This is a genomic window from Terricaulis silvestris, assembly GCF_009792355.1.
Taxonomy (GTDB): Bacteria; Pseudomonadota; Alphaproteobacteria; order Caulobacterales; family Aquidulcibacteraceae; genus Vitreimonas; species Vitreimonas silvestris.
On the sequence record NZ_CP047045.1, the window covers coordinates 2329241 to 2354106 of the forward strand.

Genomic DNA, 24866 nt, shown 5'->3' on the forward strand with positions numbered 1-24866 from the left:
TTGGCGTTAGCCGCGCGCGCTGGCCACATAGCGCTCAACCACACGGCCAAGCACTGTCATCGGTACGTTGCCGCCGGTGATGACGGCGTCGTTGAACTTGCGGAAGTCGTAGCGAGCGCCGAGCGCCGTCTGCGCTTCGGTGCGCAAGCGATTGATCGCGCTGTGGCCGACTTTGTAGCCGCACGCTTGGCCCGGCCAGGCGCAATAGCGATCGACCTCGCTCTGCACTTCATCGGGGCTCGAGCCGTTATTGGTGACGAACCAGTCGATCGCTTGCTGACGCGTCCAGCGTTTGGCGTGAATGCCGGTGTCGACCACAAGCCGGCAAGCGCGGAACGCCAGCGATTGAAAATAGCCCAAGCGCCCAACCGGAAACTCATCATAGACGCCAAGCTCATCCGCGATCTGCTGCGCGTAGAGCGCCCAGCCTTCGGAATACGCGTTGAAGCCGAGCAGCGAACGTATCAGCGGCTGCCGGAACGTATACTCGCCCTGCCAGACGTGACCGGGGATCGCTTCGTGATAGGTGAGGTCGGCGAGGCTGAATTTGTTGTGCAGCGCAGGCGTGCGCAGATTGATCCAGAAGTGACCGGGCTCGCTGCCGTCGATGGTGCCGGCGCCGCCATAAGCGCCTGGCGCGCCGTCCTCGATCGCCGGCGCGATGCGCACGACTTCGAGATAGCCACGCACCAGAGTCTCGAACGCTTGCGGCATGCGCGCGCGAATATCGTCCACGCGCTCCTCGATGAACGCCATGATCTCGGCGCGGCCAGCGTCGCCATCGGCGAAGTGATAGCGCGGGTCCTCGCCCAACGCCGTCATGCGCGCGCCGACACTGCCCTCGGTGTAGCCGATTCCGCGCAGGATCGGGTCCATGCGGCCGTGCAGTTCAGCCAATTCCTGCACGCCCATCTCGTGCACTTCGTCGGGCGTCATGTCCGTCGTCGTGCCGGCGCGTAGCGCCCAGGCGTAATATTCATCGCCGCGCGGCAGCTTCCACACGCCGGCGTCGCTTGACGTGCGCGACCGCTGCATCTCGAGCGCCGCGATCTGCCGATCCAGCGCCGGAGCAATGCGCTCGCTCGCCAGCAACGCCGCGCGCCGCGCGAAATCGCCGCCAAGATTGGCGCTGCGCGTGGCCAGCGACGTAACAACGCCCCAATCCTCAACGGGCGCACCGCGCCCCTCGCGCAGTTGATTGAGCGACTTGTCGAGCAGAAAATCCGGCAACACCACGCCGCGCGAGAGATCGGCGCGCACGCGCTCGCTCTCGCCGTTGAGCTGATCGGCGTAATCTTCCATCCGCGCCAAATACGCCTCGGCATCCTCGGCGCTGTTGATGGAGTGACTGGAATCCAGGAACGATGGGATCTCGACGAAGGCGCCTGTGTTCTGCGCGACGACGTAAGGCGCGTTGCGATATGACCAGTTCGAGTTCAGCAGCGCGACATCGCCGTACGGGAAATCGAAGCCCTCCGCCGTCAGCTCGTAAGCGGTGCGGACGACGTCGACATCAATGCGCCGATCCGCGCTCAGAGCTTCAACATCGATCCGATTGAGATAACCAAGCGTCTGGCGCACACGGCGCTCAATCGTGTGCTGACCAGCCGACGAGCGATCGCTTAACCGCGAGCGCAAGGGCAACCGTGAGCCCTCATCCACGCCCGCCATCGTGGCGCTCTCGGGGTAGGTCCACATCAGCTGTTCGGTGATGTTGCCCAGCAGGCGCTGCGCGGCGGTGTCGGCGTTGGCCTGCGCGTTTGAGGGAAGAGCGCTCAAGGCGGCGGCCGCCGCGCCAGAGCGAAGAATTGTACGGCGATCAATGGACATCATGCGCTCTCCCCGAGCGCATCTGTCAGCTCAGATCAAGGCCGCGCAACCGCCAAGCGAGGAACGGCGCCCGAAGCGCGGCTAGCTCGCAAGCGCAACACGAAAACTGGCCCGCCCGCGCGCCACGGTCTCGCCATCGGCGCTGACATCGCACTCGGCGTAGCAGATGGTCTTGCCGGCGCGCACGAACGTGGTGTCGAACGTGAGCCACTGGCCGACCTTGGCGGCGCCGAGATAGTCGATCGCCAACGACGTGGTCCAAAGATTGACCACCTTCACCTGCTCGACCTTGAGCTTCACGCCGCACGACATGCCCATCGCCTGATCCGCCAACGCCGCGATCAAGCCGCCATGCGCGGTCGCGCGCGAGTTGGTGTGCGGCTCGCTGAGGTGAACGCCGAGGATGATGCGATCAGCTTCCGTGCGCGCATAAAGCGGCCGCCATGGATCCATCAGCGGGCTCGGCCGCGTGAACAACTCGAACCCGTCGGGCGCGGCGTCGGTCATGCGTCAACGCCCCGTCGGCAGATCCTTGAACGCGATGCCTTTATCGGCGCGGTGATCTTGCGGCAGGCCGAGCACGCGTTCGGCGATGATGTTCTTCAGAATCTCATCAGTGCCGCCAGCGATGCGAAGGCCGGGCGCGAACATGTAGCTTTGGTGGAAGGCGCCTTCGAGCGGGGCGAGATCGCCGTCATTGATGATGCCGTAATGATCCTGCGCTTCGATCGCGGTGTTGCCGATGTCCATCATCTGGTTGGCGTTGATCACTTTGCCGATCGAGGATTCCGGGCCCGGCGTCTGCCCCTTTGACAGCGCCGTCATGGTACGGAATTTCGCGAGCTTGTAACCCTCAGCGCGCACGATCCAGTCAGCCAGTTTCTGACGGAAGCTCTCGTCCTGGATCAGCGTGCCTTCGCCCGTTGGCGACGCGATGCCTTTGGCGAACTCGAAGATCTCCTTGTAGTCGGGGCCGTACGAACCGCCGACAGCGAGGCGTTCGTTCATCAGCGTCACCAATGCGACGCCCCAGCCTTGGCCCGGCTCGCCGACGCGACTGGAATCTGGAATGCGCACGTCGGTGAAATAGACTTCGTTGAAGTCGCGCCCGCCGGACATTTGATGGATCGGACGAACCTCGACGCCCTTCTGCTTCATGTCCACGATGAACATGGTGAGACCCTTGTGCTTCTCCACGTCCGGATTGGTGCGCACGAGCAGGATGCCGTAGTCGGAGAATTGCGCGCCGGTGGTCCAGACCTTCTGGCCGTTGATGATCCAATCATCGCCATCGCGGATGGCTTTGGTCTTCGATGCGGCAACGTCCGAACCGGCGCCAGGCTCAGAGAAGAGCTGGCACCAGATCTCATCGCCGCGCAGCGCCTTCTGGACGTAGCGGTCCTTGGTCGCTTCGTCGCAAAACGCGATCACGGTCGGCACGCACATGCCGAGGCCGATCGAGAACGGCGCGGCTGGCGCGTCGAACTTCGCCTCTTCCTGACCGAAGATGACCGAGAAGATCGGCGGCAAGCCGCGCCCGCCTTGTTCCTTGGCCCAAGTAATGCCGGTGAAGCCCGCTTCGGCCTTCTTGGCCTGATACGCCTTCGCCGCCTTCATGTAGTCGGCAGGAGAAAGCTTGCGCTGCAGCCGATCGCTCTCGGCGCTCTTCGGCTTCACATTGGCCTCGAGAAACGCGCGCGCTTCGGCGCGAAACTTGGCTTCCTCGGGCGTGTCGTTGAAATCCATTACGTTATTCCTCGGAAAGAACCCATTGATAGGGATGACCGGTTGAGACGCAGATTTCATCTGCCGTCAGATTAGAGCAAAGCGGTGCAATGCGCCCCGAAACGCAACCCCATTCAGGGCCGCTCGTGCGTGGCGCACCATCAACTCGATCCAAGCCCAGTCCAGCCGTGCTATCATCGCGAAACCGACTCACAGTGATGCTCACATTTTCGAATTCGGTCGTGAGCCAACCGCAGGTCGTCACACGCTGACCGACGTAGTTTTCTGGACGTTGCGCAAGATCGCCCAAGTCCACTGCTCTAGCAGGCGAGCTTGCGCACGCACTCAAGAGCAAAGGAGCCAGAGCGAATCTGCTAGGCAGCATTGCGCTGTTCCAAACGCTTCACCAATTTTTCCTTCCACACCGCCGGTGCGCCCGCTTGGACGGCGAGTAGTTTGGCGCGGCGGAAGAAGAGGTGGCAATCGACATCCCAGGTGAAGCCCATGCCGCCGTGCGTCTGGATGTTTTCCTTAGAGCACAGATAATAGGCGTCACTCGCAGCAGCGCGCGATGCGGCGGCGGCGAATGGGAGCTCCGCGGCTTCCGTCGAGAGCGCCCAGGCGCCGTAATAGGCGTTGGAGCGCGCGACCTCGATCGACACGTACATGTCGGCGAGCTTGTGCTTGATGGCTTGGAACGAACCGATCTGACGTGAGAAGGCGTAGCGCGACTTGGCATAGTCGAGCGCCATCTCCAGGCATGCCTGCGAGCCGCCGACTTGTTCGAACGCGATCAGCACCGCGGCGCGATCGAGAACCGCTTCCGCCAAGTCCCAACCTTGGCCGGCAGCGCCGAGGCGTTCGGCTTTGACGTTCTTGAACTCAAGCTTGGCGTGGCCGCGCGACGGATCGAGCGTCTTCAGCGTCGTGCGCGTAACGCCGGACTGGTTGAGATCGACCAGCACCAGCGAAACGCCGCTGCCCTCCTTGGCGACGACGACAGCGTGCGAGGCGCAATCGCCATCCGTCACCGGGATCTTAACGCCGCTCAGCGTCGAGCCGTCGAACCTAGCTTGGATGCTCGCCGCAGTCAGCGCGCCCGGCCCCTCGCTAACAGCGAACGCGCCAATCACCTCGCCCGCGGCGACCTTCGGCAGCAACGCCGCCTTCTGCGCATCGCTACCGGCAAGCATCAAAGCTTCAGCGAAGAAATACACAGTCGATGAAAACGGAATCGGCGCGACAGCGCGGCCAAGTTCTTCGGCCAGCGCGCAAAGCTCCAGTCGTCCAAGGCCCAAGCCGCCGTGCTCTTCTGGGATCGCAGCACCGAGCCAGCCCATCTCGGCTACCGCACGCCACAAGCCCTCGTCGTACGAGACCTGGGCGTCGTCCAAAACGCGCCGCGTTACCTTCGCGCCGGCTTTATCAGTCAAAAACCTTCGCGCTTCGTCTTTCAGCGCCTTTTGGTCGTCGGAGAAGTCAAAATTCACCCCGTTCCTCCCGGGTTATGGTTGCGCGCACCTTAACGCTGTCACTGCATCGCCCGAAAGAGTGTCTTGGCGTCAACGTCTGTTCACGAAGGCTCAATTCGACTGCGCTACGCTCGCGGTTCAAGTTTCGGGGTGAGTAGTCCTATGGCGAAGGCTGTCTTCCATAAAGGCCAGCGCGTCTACGTGAAGCCGGTGGCGACGTGGGCGGTGATCGAAAACGTACACCCGCAATGGGTCAAAGGCGTCGAAGAACCGCTGCGCGTTACCTACGACGCCGGCCTCGGCCGCGATTTCCAAGCGCATGAACTGGCCGCCGAAGAACGGGCGCCAGACAAGCCCGATCTGATCGAGACGGAAAACTGGCGCATCCTGCGCGCCGTCAACCGCCTCTCCCAAGACGGCCGCGATCCGCGCCACCCTTTCCCGGGAACCTTCCCGGTCGTCGTCACCGACGAAAAGGATTGGGGCGGCTGGCGCGTGCCGATGGCCGAATACGATCGCGATCCGCTACGTATCGAACACCAGTCACGGGTGATGTCGAACGCGCTCCGGCTGATGCGAGTGGCGCGCGAACTGATCGAGTTCACGCAAGATTACCCGCATGAAACGCCCGGCCAATTGCTCGAGCTTGCGAGGCAGGCCGAAATGGTGCTGGCGGCGGTCTATCACGAGCCTCAGCCCAAGGGCGCGGACCCGGCGACTGTCGCAGCCGAATAAGGCGCATTGATTTTCAGGGTCGCGCGGCTCATTTCAGGTCTCCCCTGGGAGATGCTGCATGCGCGACGCCGAGACCACGACGGTTCGCTTATCTGAGTACACGCCGCCCGCGTATTTGATCGACGAAATCGCGCTCGTTTTCTCGCTCGAACCGGAAGCCACGCTCGTCGCGGCGCGCAGTCACGTGCGGTGCACAGGCGATACGCCGGCGCCGTTGGTGCTGAATGGCGAGCGGCTTGAATTGCAAAGCATCGCCATCGACGGCGCGCTGCTGACCACGGACAAATACGAGCTCGAACCCGGCAAGCTGATCATTTTGGATCCGCCGGTGCAGTTCCGGCTCGATATCGTCACGCGCATTAGCCCGGCGACGAACACGCATCTCGATGGCCTCTACATGTCCGGCGGCCGCTTTTGCACACAGTGCGAAGCCGAAGGCTTCCGCGCCATCACCTACATGCTGGATCGGCCGGACGTGCTGGCGCGTTATGCCGTGCGCATCGAGGCCAACAAAGCCGCCTACCCCACGCTGCTCTCCAACGGCAACAAGACCGAGAGCGGCGACATGGAGAATGGGCGCCATTTCGCCGTGTGGGTCGATCCGCATCCGAAGCCGTCATACCTGTTCGCGCTGTGCGCGGGAAAGTACGAGTCGATCCACGATGCGTTCGTCACCAAGGGCGGACGCAATGTGGCGCTTGGCATCTATGTCGATCCAGGTGACTCCGAACGCGCGCGTTACGCGATGGACGCGTTGAAGCGCTCGATGAAATGGGACGAGGACACGTTCCAGCGCGAGTACGACCTCGATGTGTTCAACATCGTGGCCGTCCGCGACTTCAATTTCGGCGCGATGGAGAACAAGGGTCTCAACATATTCAACTCGTCACTGATCCTGGCTGACGCCGAGACGGCGACGGACGCGGACTTCGAAGCGATCGAAGCGGTCGTCGGTCACGAATATTTCCACAACTGGACCGGCAACCGCATCACCTGCCGCGACTGGTTCCAGCTCTGCTTGAAAGAAGGCCTCACGGTCTATCGCGAGCAGGAATTCTCGGCCGATCAGCGCTCGCGCCCGGTGCAGCGCATCAAGGACGTGAAGCGCTTGCGCGCGCGGCAGTTCGGCGAAGACGCCGGGCCGTTGGCGCACGCGGTGCGGCCGTCGAGCTATCAGAAGATCGACAATTTCTACACCGCCACCGTCTACGAAAAAGGCGGCGAAGTCATTCGCATGCTGAAGCGGCTGATCGGTAAGGATGCGTTTGAGCGCGGCATGCAGCTCTATTTCGAGCGCCGAGACGGCACGGCTTCGACGGTGGAGGATTTCATCGGCTGTTTTGAAGAAACCGCCGGCCGCAAGCTCGATGACTTCATGCGCTGGTACGATCAAGCTGGCACGCCGGCGCTGAAGGTGCACGGCGATTACGACGCCGCGGCGAAGACATATCACCTCACGGTATCGCAGCGCACGGCGCCGACACCTGGGCAGACCAGCAAGCACGCCCTCCCCATCCCGCTGCAAGTTGGCTTCATCGCCCCGGACGGCGCGATCATCGCCGGCAAAGCCGAGGGCGATGACATCGCGCGCACCGAACATCACCTCGTGCTCAATGATGCGCAGCGCACCTTCCGCTTCTCCGGCGTCCTCGAAGAGCCGATCCCAACCGTGCTGCGCGGCTTCTCGGCGCCGGTGACGCTGGATCAGAATCTCACCATCAAGCAACGCCTCGCCCAGATCGCGCACGATCCCGACCCGTTCACGCGCTGGGAAGCCGGCCAAGCCATCGCCCGCGGTGTGCTATTGGGCGAAGCGCCGGAAGCGGCGCCGGCCTTGGCGGAGGCGCTCGGCCGTGAGCTTGACCGCGCCCAGCAGGATCCCGCGTTCGCGGCGCTGGCGTTGCGGCTGCCGGATTTGAACGAGCTGCTGCTCGCCGCGGAGGATCCCGATCCGGAAGCATTGCATATATCTCGCGAAACTTTGCGCCGTGCGATCGCGTCGAAGTTGCGCGACCGGCTCTTGCCGATCGCGAGTACGCCGAGCGAAACGCCGTTCTCGCCGGGCGCGGATGCGGCGGGACGGCGCTCGCTCAAGGCGGCAGCGCTCGATCTGCTGGCGGCGCTGGGCCCAGAGCTGGGCGAAACGTTCGTCACCGTATTCGACGGCGCGCAGAGCATGACCGAAGCCATGGCCGCACTCGATGCGTTGGGCGCCTCCGGCAGCGACAAATTCGATGCGGCGCTCACGCGCTTTTACGAACGCTGGCGGGCCAATCCGCTCGTCATCGACAAATGGTTCGCGGTGCAAGCCGCGTCGCCGCGCGATAATGCGTTGGATCGCGCGGAGCGTTTGCGCACACACGCCGAGTTCAACACGCGTAATCCAAACCGCGTTCGCGCGCTCGCCGCCGCGTTCGCGATGCGCAATCCGCGCGCGTTCCATGAGCGCGATGGCGGCGGCTATCGCTTCCTCGCGGCGCTGGCGCAGGACATCGATCCGCACAACCCGGCCCTCGCCGCACGGCTCTTGACACCCTTCGAATCGTGGAAGCGATTCGATGCGAGCCGCCAAGCACACGCACGCGCTGCGTTGGAACACCTCGCGGCCCTGCCCACTCTCTCGAAGAACACCCGAGAAATGGTCGAACGGACCTTAGCCTGAGGTCTTTCGGTGACGGAACCGGAGGCGTCGGGGGTAGAAACACCCGGCGCCTCGACAGTCCGTTTACGTCCTAGTTACCATTGGCGCTATTCACGATTCCGAACGGCGATTCGGGGCGGGCCGGGGAATATCTGTGTCGAACGGAAAGAGCTTGGAAGCGAACGCGGGCGTGCAGCCCGAGCGGAGTACGCGCCCCTTCATGTGGCTCGTGTTCCTGTTCGTGTCTGCGTTCGCCGCCGCGACGTCGGCGCAAATCAAAGCGCACCACGATGATGCCGCCACCACGATCGTCGCCGCGCAACGCTCCGCCGCCGCGCTGATCGCGGAACGCGTGAACGCGAACTTCGCCGTGGCGATGGGCGCGAGCGCGGGTGTTGCGGACTTGGCGCGCAGTTCGGGCGGTGCGGGCGCCGCGGCAATCGTCAGCGCCGCCTCACAAGCGCCGCCGGTGAGTGCTGCCGCGATCGTGAACCGCGCCGGTCAGATCGAGGCCATCACCGATCCCTCGCAAGCCAGCCTCGCGGCAGCAGCCGTGCGCAGCGCAGATGGCGCGCAGGTCTGGAGCGGCGCACCCGATATGGGTGAACTCGCCACCGCGCCGACCATCGTGCGCCAGATCGGGGACCGCCACCTCGTCACAGTGATCGACCCAGCGCGGTTGCTTCCCGACCTCGACGTCAATGCGCGCGTGCTGATCGCATCGGAGTCCGGCACGGTGCTCTATGCTTCGCCTGCACTGCAGCAAGCCGGCGCGCGCGCGCAGCAGCAAGTGCTCGCCGCGACGCGCCAGCAGCGCGCGCTCATTCGCGATGGCGATGGCGGCGCGTGGGCCGCGGCGGAAGGCGCAGCACAAATCGGCTCGCTCCGCGTGCTCGCGGCGTCGCCGGCGCCGACGGAGATCTCGCTCTGGCTCGCGGCGCTGTTGCGCTTTGCGCTGGTGGCTGCTGCACCGATGGCGGCCATGGGCGTGCTCTATCTGCTGATGCGCCAAAATGCGCAGCGTGCGCGTTTCGCGGAAGCCGAAGTTGTGCGCGCGGAGACGCATTTCCGCATCGCCGCCGACGGCGCCAAGGTCGGTGTGCTGGAATGGCGCGCGAACGCAGACGAGGTGCAATTGTCGGAACAGGCCGCGCGCCTGCTCGGCGCGCCGCGCGATACCATGGCGCTGCAGGACTTGTTGGAGCTCATCGTCAACGAGGACCGCTTCGCCGTCGACGAAGAATTCCGCCGCGCCAAAACGTCCGGACTGCTGGATGCGCGCTTCCGCGTGGCGCGTGGCAACGGCATGGCGTGGATCGAAGCGCGCGGAGCGGCGGTCGAGGATTCCAGTGGCCGGGTGCAGACACGCCTGTTCGCCACCGTGGTCGACACGACGCAGCGCTACGAAGCCGAAGCGCGCGTTTCGCGGCTTGAGCATCAGCTCCGCGCGGCGCTGGAGAACTTCTCCGGCCCATTCGCGCTTTGGGACTCCCGCCGGCGCCTGCTGCTCTGGAATCAGAGCTTCGCCGAAGCCTTCAAGCTCGGCCCCGAATTGCTGCGCCCACGCGCCTCCTACGAAGCCATCGCGGCGGCGGCGGCGGCGAATATCCGGCGCGAGAAGCACGATCCGACCAACCCGGACGTGCGCATCATCGAACTCACCAATGGCGATTGGCTGCATATCGTCGAGCGCCGCGCCGCTGATGGCGGCATCATCACGGTGGGCGTTGATATTTCGCCGCTGAAGAAGAAGGAAGAAGAGCTGGCGCGCAACGAACGCCGGCTCTCGGACGCGCTCTCGCGCGCCGAAGGCCAGGAATACCGGATCAAGGCGCTGGCGCGCGAAGCGCATGAAGAGCGCGCTAAGGCGGAAGAAGCCAGCCGCGCCAAGTCAACGTTCCTGGCCAATATGAGCCACGAACTGCGCACGCCGCTCAACGCGGTGATCGGCTTCTCCGAGATCATGGCGAAGGAGCTGTTCGGGCCGATCGGCAACCCACAGTACAAGCAATACTCGACCGACATCTTCGACAGCGGCAACCACCTACTCGAATTGATCAACGACATCCTGGACATGGCGAAGATCGAAGCCGGCAAGTTGACGCTCTCACCGCGCCCGCTCGATCCGAGCGTGGCGATCGAGCAGGCTGTGCGGCTGACCAAGCGCAAGGCGGAGGAGAAAGGTCTCTCTGTCGTCGTCGATGCCGAAGAACTGCCGGAGATCGAAGCGGATCACCGCGCGGTGAAGCAGATCCTGCTGAACCTGCTCTCAAACGCCGTGAAGTTCACGGACACGGGCGCGATCATGGTGCACGCGCGCGGGAACAACGCGGGGCTGACGTTACGCGTCGTCGATACCGGTTGCGGCATCCCTCCCGAGCATTTGCCTCGCCTGGCGCGGCCGTTCGAGCAAGTCGAACAAGAGCTGACGCGCACGAACGCCGGCACTGGGCTCGGTCTCGCGCTCACCAAGTCGCTCGCGGAAATGCACGGCGGTAAGCTTGCGATCCAAAGCGAAGTGGGACGCGGCACGATCGTGACGATCACCCTGCCGCGCACATTCGGCGGCCATCGCGAACCGGAAGCCACCGCAGCCGAGTAATTATTGCTGCTGGCGGCGCTCGCGCCGTTCCCGACGCCGCTCGCGTATTTCCTCGCGCCGTTCCTGCCACCGCTCGCGCACGGGCGCCGCCTCCTCGCCCGCCAGGTCGCCAGCGGGCGCCAAGGCGGCGCGGCGCGCCGGCCGCGCGCGACGTAGCGCGTCAATGGCAGCGCGACGCTCCGCCGGTGTTAGCTGTCCGAACGCTTCGACGACGTCGTCGTGAATGACGCCGATCGCGGCTTGATCGGCTTCACGCAAGCGCGCGAACGCAGCACGCACACGCTCGACATCGTACGGCTCGGCCGCCGCTGCGTCGAACGCCTCGCGACGCGCTTGACTCGCTGTGCTGCGCGCTGTGCGTGACTCGACCCAACTATCGGCCAGCTTGCTTCGCATCGCGGCGCGGGTCGTTTCGCTCGGCATCGCCACGATAAAAGCGCGCGCGCCGGGCATGCGCGTGACTGCCGCTTCGGGCGCGTCGCGTTGGACCCGCACGCCCGCGCCATAAGCGCCTGCCACGGCGCCGACTACGATCAGGTTGAACGCCACTGAGATGAACAGCAGCGTTCGCCATGGGAACGGTTTGTCGCTCATCCCTCGTCTCCGTCGTCGCCAAACGGCGCTTCGAACGCCGCCGTGAAGTAGCCGTCGTCCTGATCGGCCAGCGGCGCCAGCATGCCCCCGCCATAGCCCAGCACAATTCCAAACACCGCGCACGCGGCCAGCGCCAACGCCGCGCGCGTATCGAACGCAGCGCTTCGGCGTGGAGCGGTTGCGAGGATGCGCGCCGCGAGGGCGCTCGTGTCTGGCGCGCCGCCGGCCAGGCTCAGTGCGCGATCCAGCGCTCGCGCCGCGTTGAGCATTGCCGCCGCCCCGGCATCCTGCGCGGCGAACGCCTCGCCCGCGGCGCGCTCATCGTCCGGCCAACGCCGGAAGTCGGCGCCGTAAGCGTCCAGCAAAACCTCGAACCGTTCGCGGTCCATCGTCCGTCCTTCCTTCGTCACACCCGCGAGGCGCCGTCGGCGTCCCCGATTAGATCTTGAGCCACGTCGGCGAGCGCCGCCTTCAGCGCGCGCCGTCCGCGCGCGAGCAGCGACTCCAAAGCTTCAACGCTGATTTCCAGCGTTTCCGCCGCGGCAATGTTTGTCAGTTCCTGAAAGTGCACCAGCTCCAACGCCGCGCGCTGGCGCTCCGGCAGGTCGGCAAGCGCCGCGTGCACTTTCTGCGAACGCTGTCGCGCCAGCCATTGATCGCTCGCGAGCGGCGCGCGGTCGGCGACGTAAACGCCGGCATCCGGATCGGATTTTTCGCGGCGGCGGCGCAGGCGGTCGTAGCAGAGATTGAGCGCGACGCGGTGCATCCAGGTTTCGAACTTGGCCGCACCCGGTTTCCAGCGCGGCGCCTCGCGCCAGACGCGGAGAAACACGTCCTGCGCCACGTCCTCGGCCTCGGCGGCGTCGTTCAGCATGCGGCGGGCGAGGCCGACCATGCGCGGCAAGTGACGGCGCACGAGTGCGGACGCGGCTTGGGCGTCGCCCGCCCCCGCGTTCCGGACTAGTTCGGCGTCCGGGTCGATCACGTGCGCATCGCCTGCCGCACCGAACCTCCGCTGCTATGAACGCACCAGCGGCGCCGATCCGTCGCCGGGCGAGCCAACTATCTGCGCGAAATCGGCGCGGACGGCTTGTTGCAAGGCGCTCAGGCGCCGCTCGGCCTCTTCCACGGTCTCGGCGCCCAGCAGCGCGGCGATGCGTGCCGAAAGCGGCGCGGGCGCGGCTTCGGGCGAGAACTCGCCATCGACCGCGATCCGAAGCAGCTGTTGGAGGTCGCTCAACATGCGCCAGGTGTTGGCCAGCCTGTCGCCGGCCTCTTGGCTCAACAGGCCTGCCGCCGTCAGGCGTTCGAGCGCTTCGCCTGTGTTCGCAGCCACGATTTGGGGCGCCGCAGCGGCGTGGATGAGCTGGAGCGCCTGGGCGATGAACTCGATGTCGACGAAGCCGCCGGGCGCCAGCTTCAAATCCCACGCGCCCCGGCCCCGGCGCTCGCGCTCCATCCGTCCGCGCATGTCGGCGACATCGGCCGCGACTTTGGCGGCGTCGCGCGTACGGGCGAGCGCCGCACGCACAGACGCCATCACGCGCGCGTTCAGTTGCTCATCGCCCGCGACGGGCCGTGCGCGGGTGAGCGCCTGCAACTCCCACGTCCAAGCTTCTTCGGCGTAGTAGCGCTCGAACGAGGACAGGCGCACCGCAACCGGACCTTTCGAGCCGGACGGGCGGAGCTTGGTGTCGATGTCGTAAAGCGCGCCTTCCTCGGTCGGCGCCGATAGCGCGCTGATCAAGCGTTGCGTGAGGCGGGTGTAGAAGTCCGAAGCGGCGGAGGCTGCCTCGACAGGGGCGTCGTAGACCAGCATCAGATCCAGATCGGAGCGCTCGGCCAATTCGCTGCCGCCGAACTTGCCCAATGCCAAGACAACGAAGGCGCCGGGTTGCTTGCCGTACTGGCGCTCGGTCTCTGCGAGCGCCGCGTCTACCATCGCGATCACGCACGCCTCGGCGAGATCGGATTGCGCCGGGCCTACTTCCGCCGCCAACGATATGCCTTGAAGCACTTGCACGCCGATCCGGAACGCCTCCTCGCGATGGTAGCGGCGCGCAGCGTTGAGTTTGGCTTCAAAGCTGCCCGTGTCCGCCAGTTGTGCTTGCAGCTCGGCGCGCTTGCGGCCCGGTTCGTCCTGACCGAACGGCACGGTGAAACGCGGCTCAATCAGCGCGTCGAGCAGAGCCGGTTGGCGCGCCAGCGCGTCGGCCAGGCGCGGCGCCAGGGTGAATAAGCGCGCGAGCAAATCGAGCAACGCCGGACGGGCATCGAGCAACGCCAGCACTTGAACGCCGGCGGATAGCCCTGCGAAGAAGGACGTAAAGCGGGCGAAGGCCTGATCGGGTTCGCCCGCAGTTGCGATGGCGCGGAGCAAGCGCGGCGTCAGCCGTGTCAGCAACTCACGGGCGCGCTCGGAACGCATGGCGCGGATGCGGCCATGGTGCCAGCCGCGGATGGTTTGGCTGACGAAGGCGGAATGGGCGAATCCCAGTTTTTCGATCGTTGCGAGTGTCTCGGCGTGATCCTCAACGCCGGTGAAAATGAGACTGCCGAGCGGATCGGCCAAGCTGTCGCCACGACCGAACAATTGATGGTCGATATCCGAGACGATGCGGCGCTGATCGATCAGCGCCTTGTCGAAGGCATCGAGGCTTTCGAACCCGGCGAGCGCGGCGACGTGGGCGCGCGTTTCCCTGTCGCCCGGCACTTTATGGGTCTGCGCGTCTTCCAGCATCTGGATGCGATGTTCGACGTCGCGGAAGAACACGTACGCGTCATGCAACGCCGTGCGCGCGTCAGCCGTGATCGCGCCTGCATCGACCAACGCATCGAGGGCGGCGAGTGTCCGTCGTGTCCGCAGCGCCTTGCTGCGGCCACCGAGGATGAGTTGTTGGGTTTGCGCGAAGAGCTCGATGTCACGGATGCCGCCGCGGCCGAGCTTTACGTCGAACACGGGATCGCCGAGTTCGGCGCTTTTGTGCGCGGAGAGGATTTGGCGCTTGATCGAATGGACGTCTTCGACCGCGGCATAGTCGAGATGCTTGCGCCAGATGAAGGGTTCGAGTGAGGCGAGGAACGCGCGGCCGCAGCTGCGATCACCAGCCGCGGCGCGGGCTTTGATGAAGGCGGCGCGTTCCCAGTTCTGGCCGAGGTTTTGGTAGTAGTGCTCGGCTGACGCGATCGAGACGGCGACTGGCGTTGAGCCCGGATCGGGGCGCAGGCGCAGGTCCGTGCGGAAAACGTAGCCGTCAGCCGTGACTTCTTCCAACGCGCGCACCATTGGCGCAACTAGACGAACCGCGGCAACGCGCGGCTCCTTGGCTTGTGCGACGGCCAGCAACTCAGGATCGAAGAACACCGAGAAGTCGATGTCGCTGGAATAGTTGAGTTCACCCGCTCCCATCTTGCCCATGGCGATGAGCGCGAAGCCTGGGACTGGGCCAACGTCATCGTTCGCCGGCGAAGCGACGATGTCGCCGCGCGCGATGCTCTCGCGGGCGCCGAGCGCCAGAGCGGCGCGCAGCGAAGCGTCGGCGAAGTCCGTCAGCGCACCGGTCACGCGTTCGAGCGGCCAGACGCGCGCGAGATCGGCGACGGCGGCAGCGAGATGTACAGCGTCCTTCGCGCGGCGAAGCGCGCGCATGCCTTCTTCGATTGGTGGCGGGTCTTGCTCGATCGAACGCGCATCTGCGATCGCCTGGGCAAGCAGGCGCTCAGGCCATTGCGAGTCAGGTTGATCGAGCAGGTCGGGACGGCGTTCAAACAGCCGCTTCAAGTACGGTGCGTGATCGGTCAGCGCCGCTAAGGCGCCAGCCCAGGGCGAGGCGCCAAAGGACGCTGGCGCGGCGCCACGCGCGAGCGCGGGGCCAACGCCGCTCACGCCGCCGCCGGCAAGACGAGCGCCGCACCGAGGCCGGTCTTGTCGCCATTGCTGAGGCCATCACGCAAATGCAGGCCGCCTTGATGCAGGCGCGCGACTGCGGCCACCAAGCTCAGCCCCAGGCCCACGCCCGGCGTCGAGCGTGCAGTTTCCAAGCGCACGAAGCGCTCCAGCACGCGATCGCGTTCAGCGGGCGGCACGCCGGGACCATCATCCAGCACGTCGATCTCGATGCGTCCGTCCGGGCGCCGCAAAGCGCGGACTTCTACGTTGCCGCCACTCGGCGTGTACTTCAGCGCGTTTTCGATCAGGTTCGACACCGCTTGCGTGAAGAGGCCGTGCTCGCCGCGCACGACCAAGCCGTCCTGCACTTGAGCGCGCAAGGTGAGGCCCTGTTCTTCCGCTGCTGGCTCGTAGAACTCGGCAAGTTCACGCAGAATCTCGCTCGCATCGACGCGTTGCAGGCGCCAATTCGACGCCGTCTCCACCCGCGCAAGCTTCAGCACGGCGCTGAACATATTGAGCAGTCGATCGGCTTCATCGACGGCCTTGCGCAGCGCTTCGCGATCAGCGTCGGTATCCGGTGGCGCGTCGAGTGCGTTCTCTATCTTCTGTTTGAAGCGGGTTAGCGGCGAGCGCAGATCGTGCGCGATGGCGTCGCCGGCGGTGCGCGTTGTGTTCATCAGCCGCTCGAGCCGATCGAGCATGGCGTTCATGGCTTCCGCCAATTCGTCAAACTCATCGCCGACGCCCCGCACAGGGGCGCGGCGCGTCATGTCGCCCGCCATGACCTCGCGCGCGGTGTTGGACAGCGCTTCGGCTCGGCGTGCGGCCTGGGTGGCCGCAAGAAGCCCACTGACGATGGAGACGATCAGGCCGACGATTGCGACGGTCCACAGCACCTGGGTGATGCGGCCCGCGATAATGGCGCTGTCACCGAGATCGCGCGCGACGAGCAGGATGGGGCCGTTGATCAGACGCCCGACGCGCCCGCTGGCGCGCCCGCGCACCGGCTCGCCGTTTTCGTCTACGCGCTCGAAACTGAAATCGACGCGCTCCGGCGTTTCGCGTGGCGCCGCCGGCAATTGCTGGAAGTCGCCGGTGACGACGACGCCATTGCTTTCAGCAAGTACGTAGAGGAACGGCCCTTGCCGCGCGGCGCGCTCGACCACTTCCTGGTTCAGCCGCCGCATGCCGCCTTCGGCGTAGGCGCGCTCCAGCGTGGCGTATTCCTGGTCAGCCAGGACGTTGGAGTCGCGGATGAGTTGGCCCACGGTGGCGAAGTAGACGTAGACCAGCATGGCCACGACGAACGCAAGCACGACCCCGGCTTGCACCAGGGCAAGCCGGAACGTTGTCGTGCGAAGGAGCGCGTCGAGGCGGGGCCTCATCCCTCCAGGCGATAGCCTGAACCGCGAACGGTGTGCAGTAGCGTTTGCGCGAAATCACGATCGATCTTCGAACGCAGACGCGAGATGTGCACGTCGATCACGTTCGTCTGAGGATCGAAATGATAGTCCCAGACGTTTTCGAGCAGCATCTTGCGCGTCACTGTCTGACCGGCGTGGCGCATGAGGTATTCGAGCAGGCGGAACTCACGCGGCTGCAGGTCGAGCTTCTTGCCGTCGCGTTTCACGGTTCGAGCCAGCAGATCCATTTCCAGATCGCCGACTTGCAGGCGGGTGGCGGGACCCAGATCGCGGCCGTGCCAGAGTGAACGGACGCGCGCGAGCAGCTCGCGGGTCGAGAACGGCTTGCCGAGATAGTCGTTGGCGCCGGCGTTCAGGCCCTCGATGCGGTGGTCTTCGTCATGCAGCGCAGACAAGATCAGCACCGGCGTCGAAACGCCCTTGCCGCGGAGGTCGCGCACGATCGACACGCCCTGCTTCTTCGGCAGCATGCGATCGAGCACGATCACGTCGTACGCGCCATTGAGCGCCATCGACTCGCCGAGTTCGCCGTCTCCAGCGTGATCGACTTCATGACTATCGGCGGCGAGCGAGGCCTTCAGGCTCTCGGCCATATCGAGGTCGTCTTCGACCAGCAGCACGCGCATGGCGCTTGTCCCCCTCATGATCAACCTTCACCCACATCAGCGGCCACAAAGCGGCGGCCGGTGCGGCCATCGACTTGCAGCAGCAACGGGCGTCCGGCTCGACGCGCCGTCTGAACAGCGGAATTGAGTTCGGCGGTGGTGCGCACAGCGCGACCGCCGGCTTGCAGGATCAGGTCACCGGCTTGGATGCCCTTTTGAGCGGCGTCGCTCGAAGGATCGACCTGGGTGATGACCAGACCGCCTTCGTTGCCAGTGAGCTCGTAGCGCGCGCGATCCGCTTGCGCCAACGGACGCACCGAGACGCCGAGGCCAGCTTGCGCCACACCGCCGCCCGTGCCGGCTTCTGGCTCAGGGGTTTCGTTCGGCGTCGGTGTCGCGCTGGCCAGCAATTGCTGCTCCGACGGGCGCTCAAGCAAACGCATGGTCAGATTGCGGCGCTGGCCGTTGCGGAGGATTTCAATGCGCGAGTTGGCGCCGATCGCAGTGGCGCCGACGCGCTGGGTGAGGTCGCGGCTATCTTCGATGCGATTGCCGTCGAAGGTCAGGATGACGTCGCCCTGCTGAATGCCGGCGCGCGCGGCCGGGCCATCGGGAACGACGCTGGCGACAAGCGCGCCCTGCGCTTCTTCGAGACCGAGGCTGCGGGCGATGTCGTCATCGAGCGGTTGAATCGAGACGCCAATCCAGCCGCGCGTGACGCGGCCTGACGCCAGCAGCTGGCGCACGATGCCGTTCGCGGTGTTGGCGGGAATGGCGAAGCCGATGCCGACGTTGCCGCCGGTCGGCGAGAAGATGGCGCTGTTCACGCCGATGACGTTGCCGTTCAGGTCGAACGTCGGTCCACCCGAGTTGCCGCGATTGATCGGCGCGTCGATCTGCATGTAGTCGACGTAGGCGGAAGAACCCGCGTCGCGGCGGCCCATGGCGGAGACGATACCCGCGGTGGCCGTGCCATCAAGGCCGAACGGGTTGCCGACGGCGACAACCCAATCTCCCACGCGCACATGGCTGGCGTCGTCGAAGGTCACGTACTGGTAACGGCCGCCACCGCGCACGCGGAGCACAGCAATATCGGTGGCTTCATCGGAGCCGACGATGTCGGCTTGGACGTCACGGCCATCGCTGGTGCGAATAGTGATTTCTTCGGCGCCTTCGATGACGTGGTGATTGGTGACAATGACACCGCTCTGATCGACGAAGAAACCTGAGCCGAGCGAAGTGGGCGCGGGGCCAGGACGGCCCGGACGGCCGCGGAAGAATTCTTCGAAGCCTGGCGGCAAACCTTCTTGCGATTGACCCTGCGCCGCGTCGGGACGCTGGCGTACCGAGATCGAGACCACCGCGGGACGCACGCGCTCGATCAGATCCGCGAAGCTCATCGGCGCGCCACTCGGGGGCACGACTGCTGATGGATTGATTTCCTGGGCGCTTGCGAACAGCGCCGGCGCGCCGGCAAAGCCAGCAAATAGAACCACTGCCGCGCCACTGGCGATGGCCGTGCGGCGCAGGAATTTCACTGGCAGTTCAAACGTCATGGATGACCCTCGGGGAGAACACGTCGATTGGAGGCTTTGCCCGGCTCTCTTGCAAGCCCCTTCGTGGCGCAACACACGGTCCCGTAAGCGCCGTTTGGGGCGAGATTGGGATGGATTGGGGCGGAAGCTGGCGGCTTTTTTAGGACCAACAGCGGCAAGTGCGACGAGCCGCATGGTGAGGACGACGTTTACCGCTCGCCTTCTTCCGGCGTCAGCGGCGGTTCGTTCTCCACACGGCGGCGGCGCGTGGTTGTGACAGCAGCCAGCCCTACGCCCAACAGGAGAAATGGCGCGGCCCACAGCGCCCAGGTGCGGGCGTCAAAGGGCGGGCGGAACAGTACGAAGTCGCCGTACCGATCGCGAAAGAAAGCGCGGATCTCGGTGTCGCTGTCGCCAGCCGCAATGCGTTCGCGCACGAGGGCGCGCATGTCGCCAGCAATGTCGGCGGTCGATTGGGCGATGGGCTCGTTCTGGCATTGCACGCAGCGGATTTCGCGGTCGAGCGATTGCGCACGCGCCTCTTGCGCCGGATCGCCGAGGATGGCGGGCGCAGCAGCGGCGAGAAGCATCGCGAAAACGGTCATGCTGGGCGCCTCTTTGAGCGCGAGACAGCGACCAAACTGAGCAGGCCGCCGAGCCCCATCATCAGTGCGCCGAGGAAAATCAGATGCACGACCGGATTGTGATAGAGCCGCACGGCCCAGGCGTTGTCCTGACCGCGCACCGGATCGCCGATTGCAATGTAGAGATCGCCGTCGAGGCCGCTCAGAATGCCGACTTCCGTCGTCGGTGTCGGTGATGTCGGGTAGAAGCGGCGCTCCGCGGAGAGTGAGCGCGCACCGTCCGCGCGGTCGACGCGGAAATTGGCGCGGGTGGCGGAGTAGTTCGGGCCGTCGATGCCGCCGACTTCCAGCAGCGTGATGCGTTGACCGGCAAAGTCGACGCCCTGTCCCGGCGCCAGTGCGAGCGCGCGTTCGGCGCGGAACGCGGTTTCGGCGACGGCGCCGATGGTCAGGACGCCAGCGCCGATGTGCGCGACGCTCATCGACCACACTAGCAGCGGCAGCGCGGCAATCTTCGCAAGTGCCGCGCCTTCGCCGCGCGCCGCGCGCGTCCAAACATAAGTGAGGCCGCCGGCGATCAGCCACACGCCGATCGCCAGGCCGATCGCAGGCACGGCGCGCCATTGCGTCGTCACGAGCGCGACGATCAACGTGAGCAGCGCGAGTGCGACGGCCGGCGCGAGCCGCGTCAGCGCTCCCTTCCAGTCGCCGATGCGCCACGTCATCATCGGACCGAAAGGCAGCAGGATGAAGAGCGCCGCGAGCAAGGGCGCGACCGTTGCGTTAAAGAAAGGCGGGCCGACGGAGATCAAGCCGCCGCCTGCGGCCTCGACGATCAGAGGATAAAGCGTGCCGATCAGCACCACGCCCGCGGCGATTGCCAAGCCGAAATTATTCCAGACCAGCGCGCTCTCGCGGCTGATCGCGGCGAAGCCTGAGGGCTGCGCGAGTTTCGGCGCTCGCCACGCGTAAAGGCCGAAGCCGGCGCCGAGTGCTATGGCAAGCAGCACCAACACTGCGATGCCGCGGCGCGGATCGATGGCGAAGGCGTGTACGGATGTGAGCACACCCGAGCGCACGAGGAAGGTGCCGAGCAGTGCTAGGCCAAAGCCGAGGATCGCCAACAGGATGGTCCAACTCGCCATCGAGCCGCGCCGTTCGGTGACGATTGCGGAGTGTACGAGCGCGCAGGCGATGAGCCACGGCATGAAGCTGGCGTTCTCGACCGGATCCCAGAACCACCAGCCGCCCCAGCCGAGTTCGTAGTAGGCCCAGTACGAACCGAGCGCGATGCCGAGCGTGAGGCAGGTCCACGCGAGGAGCGTCCACGGCCGAAGCGCTTTCGCCCAGGCCTGATCGGCGCGGCCTTCGAGAAGCGCTGCCAGCGCGAGCGAGAATGGAATGCTTAGGCCGACATAGCCGAGATAGAGCATCGGGGGATGCGCCGCGAGTGCGGGATCCTGCAGCAGCGGATTAAGTCCCGCGCCTTGCATTGGCGCCGGATCGAGACGCGCGAAAGGGTTGGAGAGAAAGAGCGTGTAGATCAGCGCGCCGGCCGTCACGAGGCCCTGGACGCCGACGGCGCGCGACCACAAACTCAAATGCTGGGCGCCGCGCGTTGTGGCAAAGATCGCGCCGAACAGCGCCGAGACGAGAGACCACAAGAGCATCGAGCCTTCGTGGTTTCCCCACGCGCCGGCGATCCGGTACACGAGCGGCTTGTCGATGTGCGAATTGGCGGCGACCGCCGCTACGGAAAAATCCGAGCGCACGAAGGCGGCGATCAAGCAAACGAATGCGATCGCGCACATGAACGCCGCCGCCTGCGCCACAGCGGTCGTCGCTTCTGCGCGAGAGTCGCGGCGCGAGGCCGCCAGACCCAGCCAGCCCTGTGCAAAGCTAAGCGCCAGCGCCAAGGCCGCACAGAACGCGCCGATTTCCGCGATCATTGCGCGCCCTTCCACTCGCCGCGTTGCTTCAGCGCTTCGGTGACTTCGCGCGGCATGTAGGTTTCATCGTGACGGGCGAGCACGCGCTCGGCTTCGAACGCGACGCCGGGTGTCCAGCGGCCTTCGGCTACGACGCCTTGGCCTTCGCGAAACAAGTCCGGCAACAGGCCATCGTAACGGACTTCGACTTCGACGGCGCCGTCGGTGACGTTGAAATGGTTCGAGCCATCATCGGCGCGGCGCAGAGTGCCATCGACGACGAGTCCGCCGAGCCGCACGCGTTGACCAGCCTGCGCCTTCTCCGCCAACTCGGACGGCGCAACGAAGTAGACGACGGAGTCGCGTAAGCCCGCGAACGTCAGCGTCGCGGCCAGCACCAGCACGGCGCCCGCGACGCCGATCATCATGAGGCGTTGATCTCTGCGGCGCATGGTCAGCCTCCTCGTCGCGCGCCGGCGCCCATTTGGCGGGCCATGTCACGGCGTGGATCGTCCGGCGCCATGCGGGTGTAAGCCTCTGACCAGAACGCGCGCGCGTCGGCTTCGCGATTTTCCTCCATTGCGGCCATGGCCTGATATATCCAAGGCGCCGGATCGTTGGTGAGCGCACCCGCTTGTTGGAATAGCGCAAGCGCTTCGGGCGTCACGCGGCCGTCTTCGATGCGCACGAGCGCGCGGCCTAGGCCCAGCATCGCTTCCGCCAAGCGAGGATCGCGCCGCAGTGCGCTGTCGAACGCCGCCGCCGCTTCGCGGTAGCGGCTTTGGCCCAACAGCAGCTGACCACTGTAGAATAGCGGCAGCGGATCGCGCGGATTGGCGCGCGCGGTTTCGCGCAGGATTGCGAGCGTTTCGTCGGCGGTGAACGTGCTCGGGTCGCGTTGCTTTAGTGCTTCGAGGCGCTCGGCATAGGGCGCGTCAGCAAGTTCCGGGCGCCCGATGGTAATGTAGACGCCGAGCGCCGCAACCGAGACGATCGCGCACAACATCAGCGCCGGCATGCGCGAGCGCACGCCGCCGCCGGCGCGGCGATAGGCGCGCAGCACCCAGAACGCCGCGGCCGCCGTGATGACGGCGCCAACTAGAAGGACGGCAAGTGAGGACCACACGGCGCAAGGTGCTAGCGGGATTTGGCCAGGCGCGAAACTGCCCGCTCGCCGCAGGCTAGTCGGTCGCGGGCAGGCGCAGGCGCGCTTTGAGACCACCCAGTTCGCCGCGTTCGAACAGAAGTTCGCCCGCGTAGAGGTCGACTGTTTCTTTCAGGATCGAGAGCCCCAGGCCCTGCCCAGGCGCAGCTTCGTCCAGCCGCGCACCGCGCGCCATCGCGAGCGATTGTTCACTATCGGACAGGCCAGGGCCGTCATCTTCGACCACGATCTCCATCAGGCCGTTGCTTTCGAACGGCGGCAGCAGGCGGACGATGACTTGGCTGCGCCCGTACTTGCACGCGTTGTCGATCAGATTGGCGACCATTTCGAGCAAATCTTCGCGTTCGCCCCGGAAGGTCACGTCGCCTTCGGCTTCGATGGAAATATCGACGGCTTTCTGGTGATCGTATTTTTGCTCCATCATAAAAATAAGATCTTCGAGATTTTGCAACACCGGCGTGCGGTAGGCGATTGTCGGCGCCTGGGCGCCGGCGCGCGCCTCGGCGCGGGCGGCGACGCGGGCGCGGCGGAGTTGGCGCTCCACGAACGCTTCCATCTCGTCGATCGATTGCCTCATCACCTCGTTGTTCTTTCCATCAGCCGCCGCGTTCTTCAGCACGGCGATGGGGGTCTTTAGCGCATGGGCGAGATTGCCGACGTGACGGCGGGCGCGCTCGACGACTTCACGGTTGTGATCGACGAGGGCGTTGAGCTCTTCGGTGACGGGCTGGATTTCGGCGGGATACTCGCCGCCAAGCCGCTCGGAATCGCCGCGTCGAACGCTGGCGATGTCGCGCTGCAATTGATGCAGCGGCTCCAGCCCCACGCGGACTTGAAGCACCGACACGGCTGCAACCATCAGCGCGCAGAACGCCACGAACACAGCGAACGCGAGGCCCACGAGATTCGCCGCCGGCGCCAGGATCGCGCGCGGCGCGACGCCGACGAGGAAAAGGTATCGTCCTTCCAGCTGCGGAATCTGTTCGACCCGCGCGATCACGCGGAGCGGTTCGTTGTCCGGTCCCGCGACATCGATATAGCGAGGGCCGCGCGGCGCGTTAGCCGCGGTCAGTTCGGCTTGCAGCTTGGGATCGAGCTGAATGTTGACGTCGAACAGCGAGGGCGAAATCACCTGCACTTCGAGCAGATCGTCGTGGATGCGCGCAATCTGGAAGTAGCGCCCGCTGAGCGGCTGCAAATAGCGCGGATCGTACGGCAGATCCTGCAGCGCCAGTTCGCCGGCGAGGCCGGGGCCTGAATTGCCGATCAAATTGTCGGCGACGCTTTCGATTTCGGGATCGATGAGAAGGCGCAGCAGAGCGCGATTGAATTGCGCGTGCGCGATGAAGCCCATCGCAACCAGTCCCAGCACGCTAACAATCGCAATCGTCGCCAGCCGCGCCGCCAGCGAACGGCGGATCAGCCTGCGGAAGCGTTCAAGAATGCCCGGAGGCGCCTCGCTCACTGCTGTTCCGCGGGATCGACCAGGCGATAGCCCAGGCCCTTTTCAGTGATGATGCGGTTGGTGCCGATCTTACGGCGCAGGATGCCGATGAAGACTTCGATCGTGTTGGAGTCGCGCTCGTGATCCTGGCTGTAGATTTTCTCGGTCAGCTCGGATCGCGACACGATGCGGCCGGCGTGGTGCATCAGATAGTCGAGCACTTTGTACTGGTAGGCCGTGAGCTTGATCGGCGCGCCGTTGACGGTGACTTGCCCGGTGGCGGCGTTGAGGCGAAGTTCGCCGACTTCGAGCACCGACGATTGATGATCAGTCTGGCGGCGCACGTTAGCGCGCACACGGGCGAGCAACTCGGCCATATGGAAAGGCTTGGTGACGTAGTCGTTGGCGCCCAGATCGAGACCTTCGACCTTTTCACTCCAGCGGTCGCGAGCGGAGAGAATAAGGACCGGCATGGATCGCCCGTCCTTGCGCCACGCCTTCAGTACGGAGAGTCCATCCACCTTCGGCAAGCCGAGATCGAGGATGGCTAGATCGTAAGGTTCGGTCTCACCGAGGAATTGACCGTCCTCGCCGTTGTCGGCGGAGTCGACCGTATAGCCGGCATCCGTCAGCGCGCCGCTAAGCTGCTCTCGCAGGTTCTTATCGTCTTCAACTACCAGAACCCGCATG

At 65.3% G+C, this 24866-nt stretch carries 20 protein-coding genes; 3 read left to right on the forward strand and 17 right to left on the reverse strand.

The features are described 5' to 3' along the window. Nucleotides 1-6: 6 nt before the first annotated feature. The 4 genes from DSM104635_RS11920 to DSM104635_RS11935 all read right to left on the reverse strand — a co-directional run bounded on the left by DSM104635_RS11920 (nt 7) and on the right by DSM104635_RS11935 (nt 5045). Nucleotides 7-1833 carry a DUF885 domain-containing protein gene (locus DSM104635_RS11920; RefSeq protein ID WP_228445672.1) on the reverse strand — a complete coding sequence of 609 codons (1827 nt, stop codon included), beginning with the start codon at nt 1831-1833 and terminating at the stop codon, nt 7-9. 78 nt (nt 1834-1911) lie between these two features. Further along, complete coding sequence (locus DSM104635_RS11925; RefSeq protein ID WP_158766411.1) at nt 1912-2337, reverse strand: PaaI family thioesterase; 426 nt, start codon at nt 2335-2337, stop codon at nt 1912-1914. Between the two features lie 3 nt (nt 2338-2340). Continuing rightward, entirely contained in the window at nt 2341-3576 is a 1236-nt protein-coding gene (locus DSM104635_RS11930) for an acyl-CoA dehydrogenase family protein (RefSeq protein WP_158766412.1), read from the reverse strand. 353 nt (nt 3577-3929) lie between these two features. Continuing rightward, entirely contained in the window at nt 3930-5045 is a 1116-nt protein-coding gene (locus tag DSM104635_RS11935; RefSeq protein ID WP_158766413.1) for an acyl-CoA dehydrogenase family protein, read from the reverse strand. A 144-nt stretch (nt 5046-5189) separates the two neighbouring features. On the opposite strand from DSM104635_RS11935, the gene DSM104635_RS11940 reads away from it, so the two are divergent. From DSM104635_RS11940 to DSM104635_RS11950, 3 genes are all read left to right on the forward strand, one after another. After that, nucleotides 5190-5762 (forward strand): hypothetical protein, encoded by a 573-nt coding sequence (locus DSM104635_RS11940; RefSeq protein WP_158766414.1) that lies wholly within the window; start codon nt 5190-5192, stop codon nt 5760-5762. 58 nt (nt 5763-5820) lie between these two features. After that, nucleotides 5821-8424, forward strand: coding sequence for an aminopeptidase N (pepN, locus tag DSM104635_RS11945; protein ID WP_158766415.1), 2604 nt, complete (start codon nt 5821-5823; stop codon nt 8422-8424). Nucleotides 8425-8557: 133 nt separating this feature from the next. Beyond that, complete coding sequence (locus tag DSM104635_RS11950; RefSeq protein WP_158766416.1) at nt 8558-11005, forward strand: PAS domain-containing sensor histidine kinase; 2448 nt, start codon at nt 8558-8560, stop codon at nt 11003-11005. On the opposite strand, the gene DSM104635_RS11955 is transcribed toward DSM104635_RS11950, so the two are convergent. The 13 genes from DSM104635_RS11955 to DSM104635_RS12015 form a co-directional block, all read right to left on the reverse strand. Next, nucleotides 11006-11599, reverse strand: a complete 594-nt coding sequence (locus DSM104635_RS11955; protein ID WP_158766417.1) for a periplasmic heavy metal sensor — start codon at nt 11597-11599, stop codon at nt 11006-11008. Beyond that, nucleotides 11596-11988, reverse strand: coding sequence for a hypothetical protein (locus DSM104635_RS11960; RefSeq protein ID WP_158766418.1), 393 nt, complete (start codon nt 11986-11988; stop codon nt 11596-11598). The genes DSM104635_RS11955 and DSM104635_RS11960 overlap by 4 nt, the downstream gene beginning before the upstream one ends. Before the next feature lie 17 nt (nt 11989-12005). Beyond that, nucleotides 12006-12584 (reverse strand): RNA polymerase sigma factor, encoded by a 579-nt coding sequence (locus DSM104635_RS11965; protein ID WP_158766419.1) that lies wholly within the window; start codon nt 12582-12584, stop codon nt 12006-12008. Between the two features lie 33 nt (nt 12585-12617). Beyond that, nucleotides 12618-15485: a bifunctional [glutamine synthetase] adenylyltransferase/[glutamine synthetase]-adenylyl-L-tyrosine phosphorylase gene (locus tag DSM104635_RS11970; protein WP_158766420.1), complete on the reverse strand. Its 2868-nt coding sequence runs from the start codon at nt 15483-15485 to the stop codon at nt 12618-12620. Then, entirely contained in the window at nt 15482-16876 is a 1395-nt protein-coding gene (locus DSM104635_RS11975) for a sensor histidine kinase (RefSeq protein WP_158766421.1), read from the reverse strand. The genes DSM104635_RS11970 and DSM104635_RS11975 overlap by 4 nt, the downstream gene beginning before the upstream one ends. After that, entirely contained in the window at nt 16873-17541 is a 669-nt protein-coding gene (locus tag DSM104635_RS11980; RefSeq protein ID WP_158768084.1) for a response regulator transcription factor, read from the reverse strand. The genes DSM104635_RS11975 and DSM104635_RS11980 overlap by 4 nt, the downstream gene beginning before the upstream one ends. A 20-nt stretch (nt 17542-17561) precedes the next feature. Then, nucleotides 17562-19076, reverse strand: coding sequence for a Do family serine endopeptidase (locus DSM104635_RS11985; RefSeq protein ID WP_158766422.1), 1515 nt, complete (start codon nt 19074-19076; stop codon nt 17562-17564). Between the two features lie 188 nt (nt 19077-19264). Continuing rightward, entirely contained in the window at nt 19265-19660 is a 396-nt protein-coding gene (locus tag DSM104635_RS11990; protein ID WP_158766423.1) for a cytochrome c-type biogenesis protein, read from the reverse strand. Further along, entirely contained in the window at nt 19657-21588 is a 1932-nt protein-coding gene (locus tag DSM104635_RS11995; protein ID WP_158766424.1) for a heme lyase CcmF/NrfE family subunit, read from the reverse strand. The genes DSM104635_RS11990 and DSM104635_RS11995 overlap by 4 nt, the downstream gene beginning before the upstream one ends. Continuing rightward, on the reverse strand, nt 21585-22019 hold the full coding sequence (gene ccmE / locus DSM104635_RS12000) for a cytochrome c maturation protein CcmE (protein ID WP_158766425.1): 435 nt from the start codon (nt 22017-22019) through the stop codon (nt 21585-21587). The genes DSM104635_RS11995 and ccmE overlap by 4 nt, the downstream gene beginning before the upstream one ends. Before the next feature lie 2 nt (nt 22020-22021). After that, entirely contained in the window at nt 22022-22693 is a 672-nt protein-coding gene (locus DSM104635_RS12005) for a tetratricopeptide repeat protein (RefSeq protein WP_158766426.1), read from the reverse strand. A 55-nt stretch (nt 22694-22748) separates the two neighbouring features. Further along, nucleotides 22749-24197, reverse strand: a complete 1449-nt coding sequence (locus tag DSM104635_RS12010; protein WP_158766427.1) for an ATP-binding protein — start codon at nt 24195-24197, stop codon at nt 22749-22751. Continuing rightward, nucleotides 24194-24865, reverse strand: a complete 672-nt coding sequence (locus DSM104635_RS12015) for a response regulator transcription factor (RefSeq protein WP_158766428.1) — start codon at nt 24863-24865, stop codon at nt 24194-24196. Before DSM104635_RS12015 ends, DSM104635_RS12010 begins: the two co-directional genes overlap by 4 nt. Nucleotide 24866: the final 1 nt, after the last annotated feature.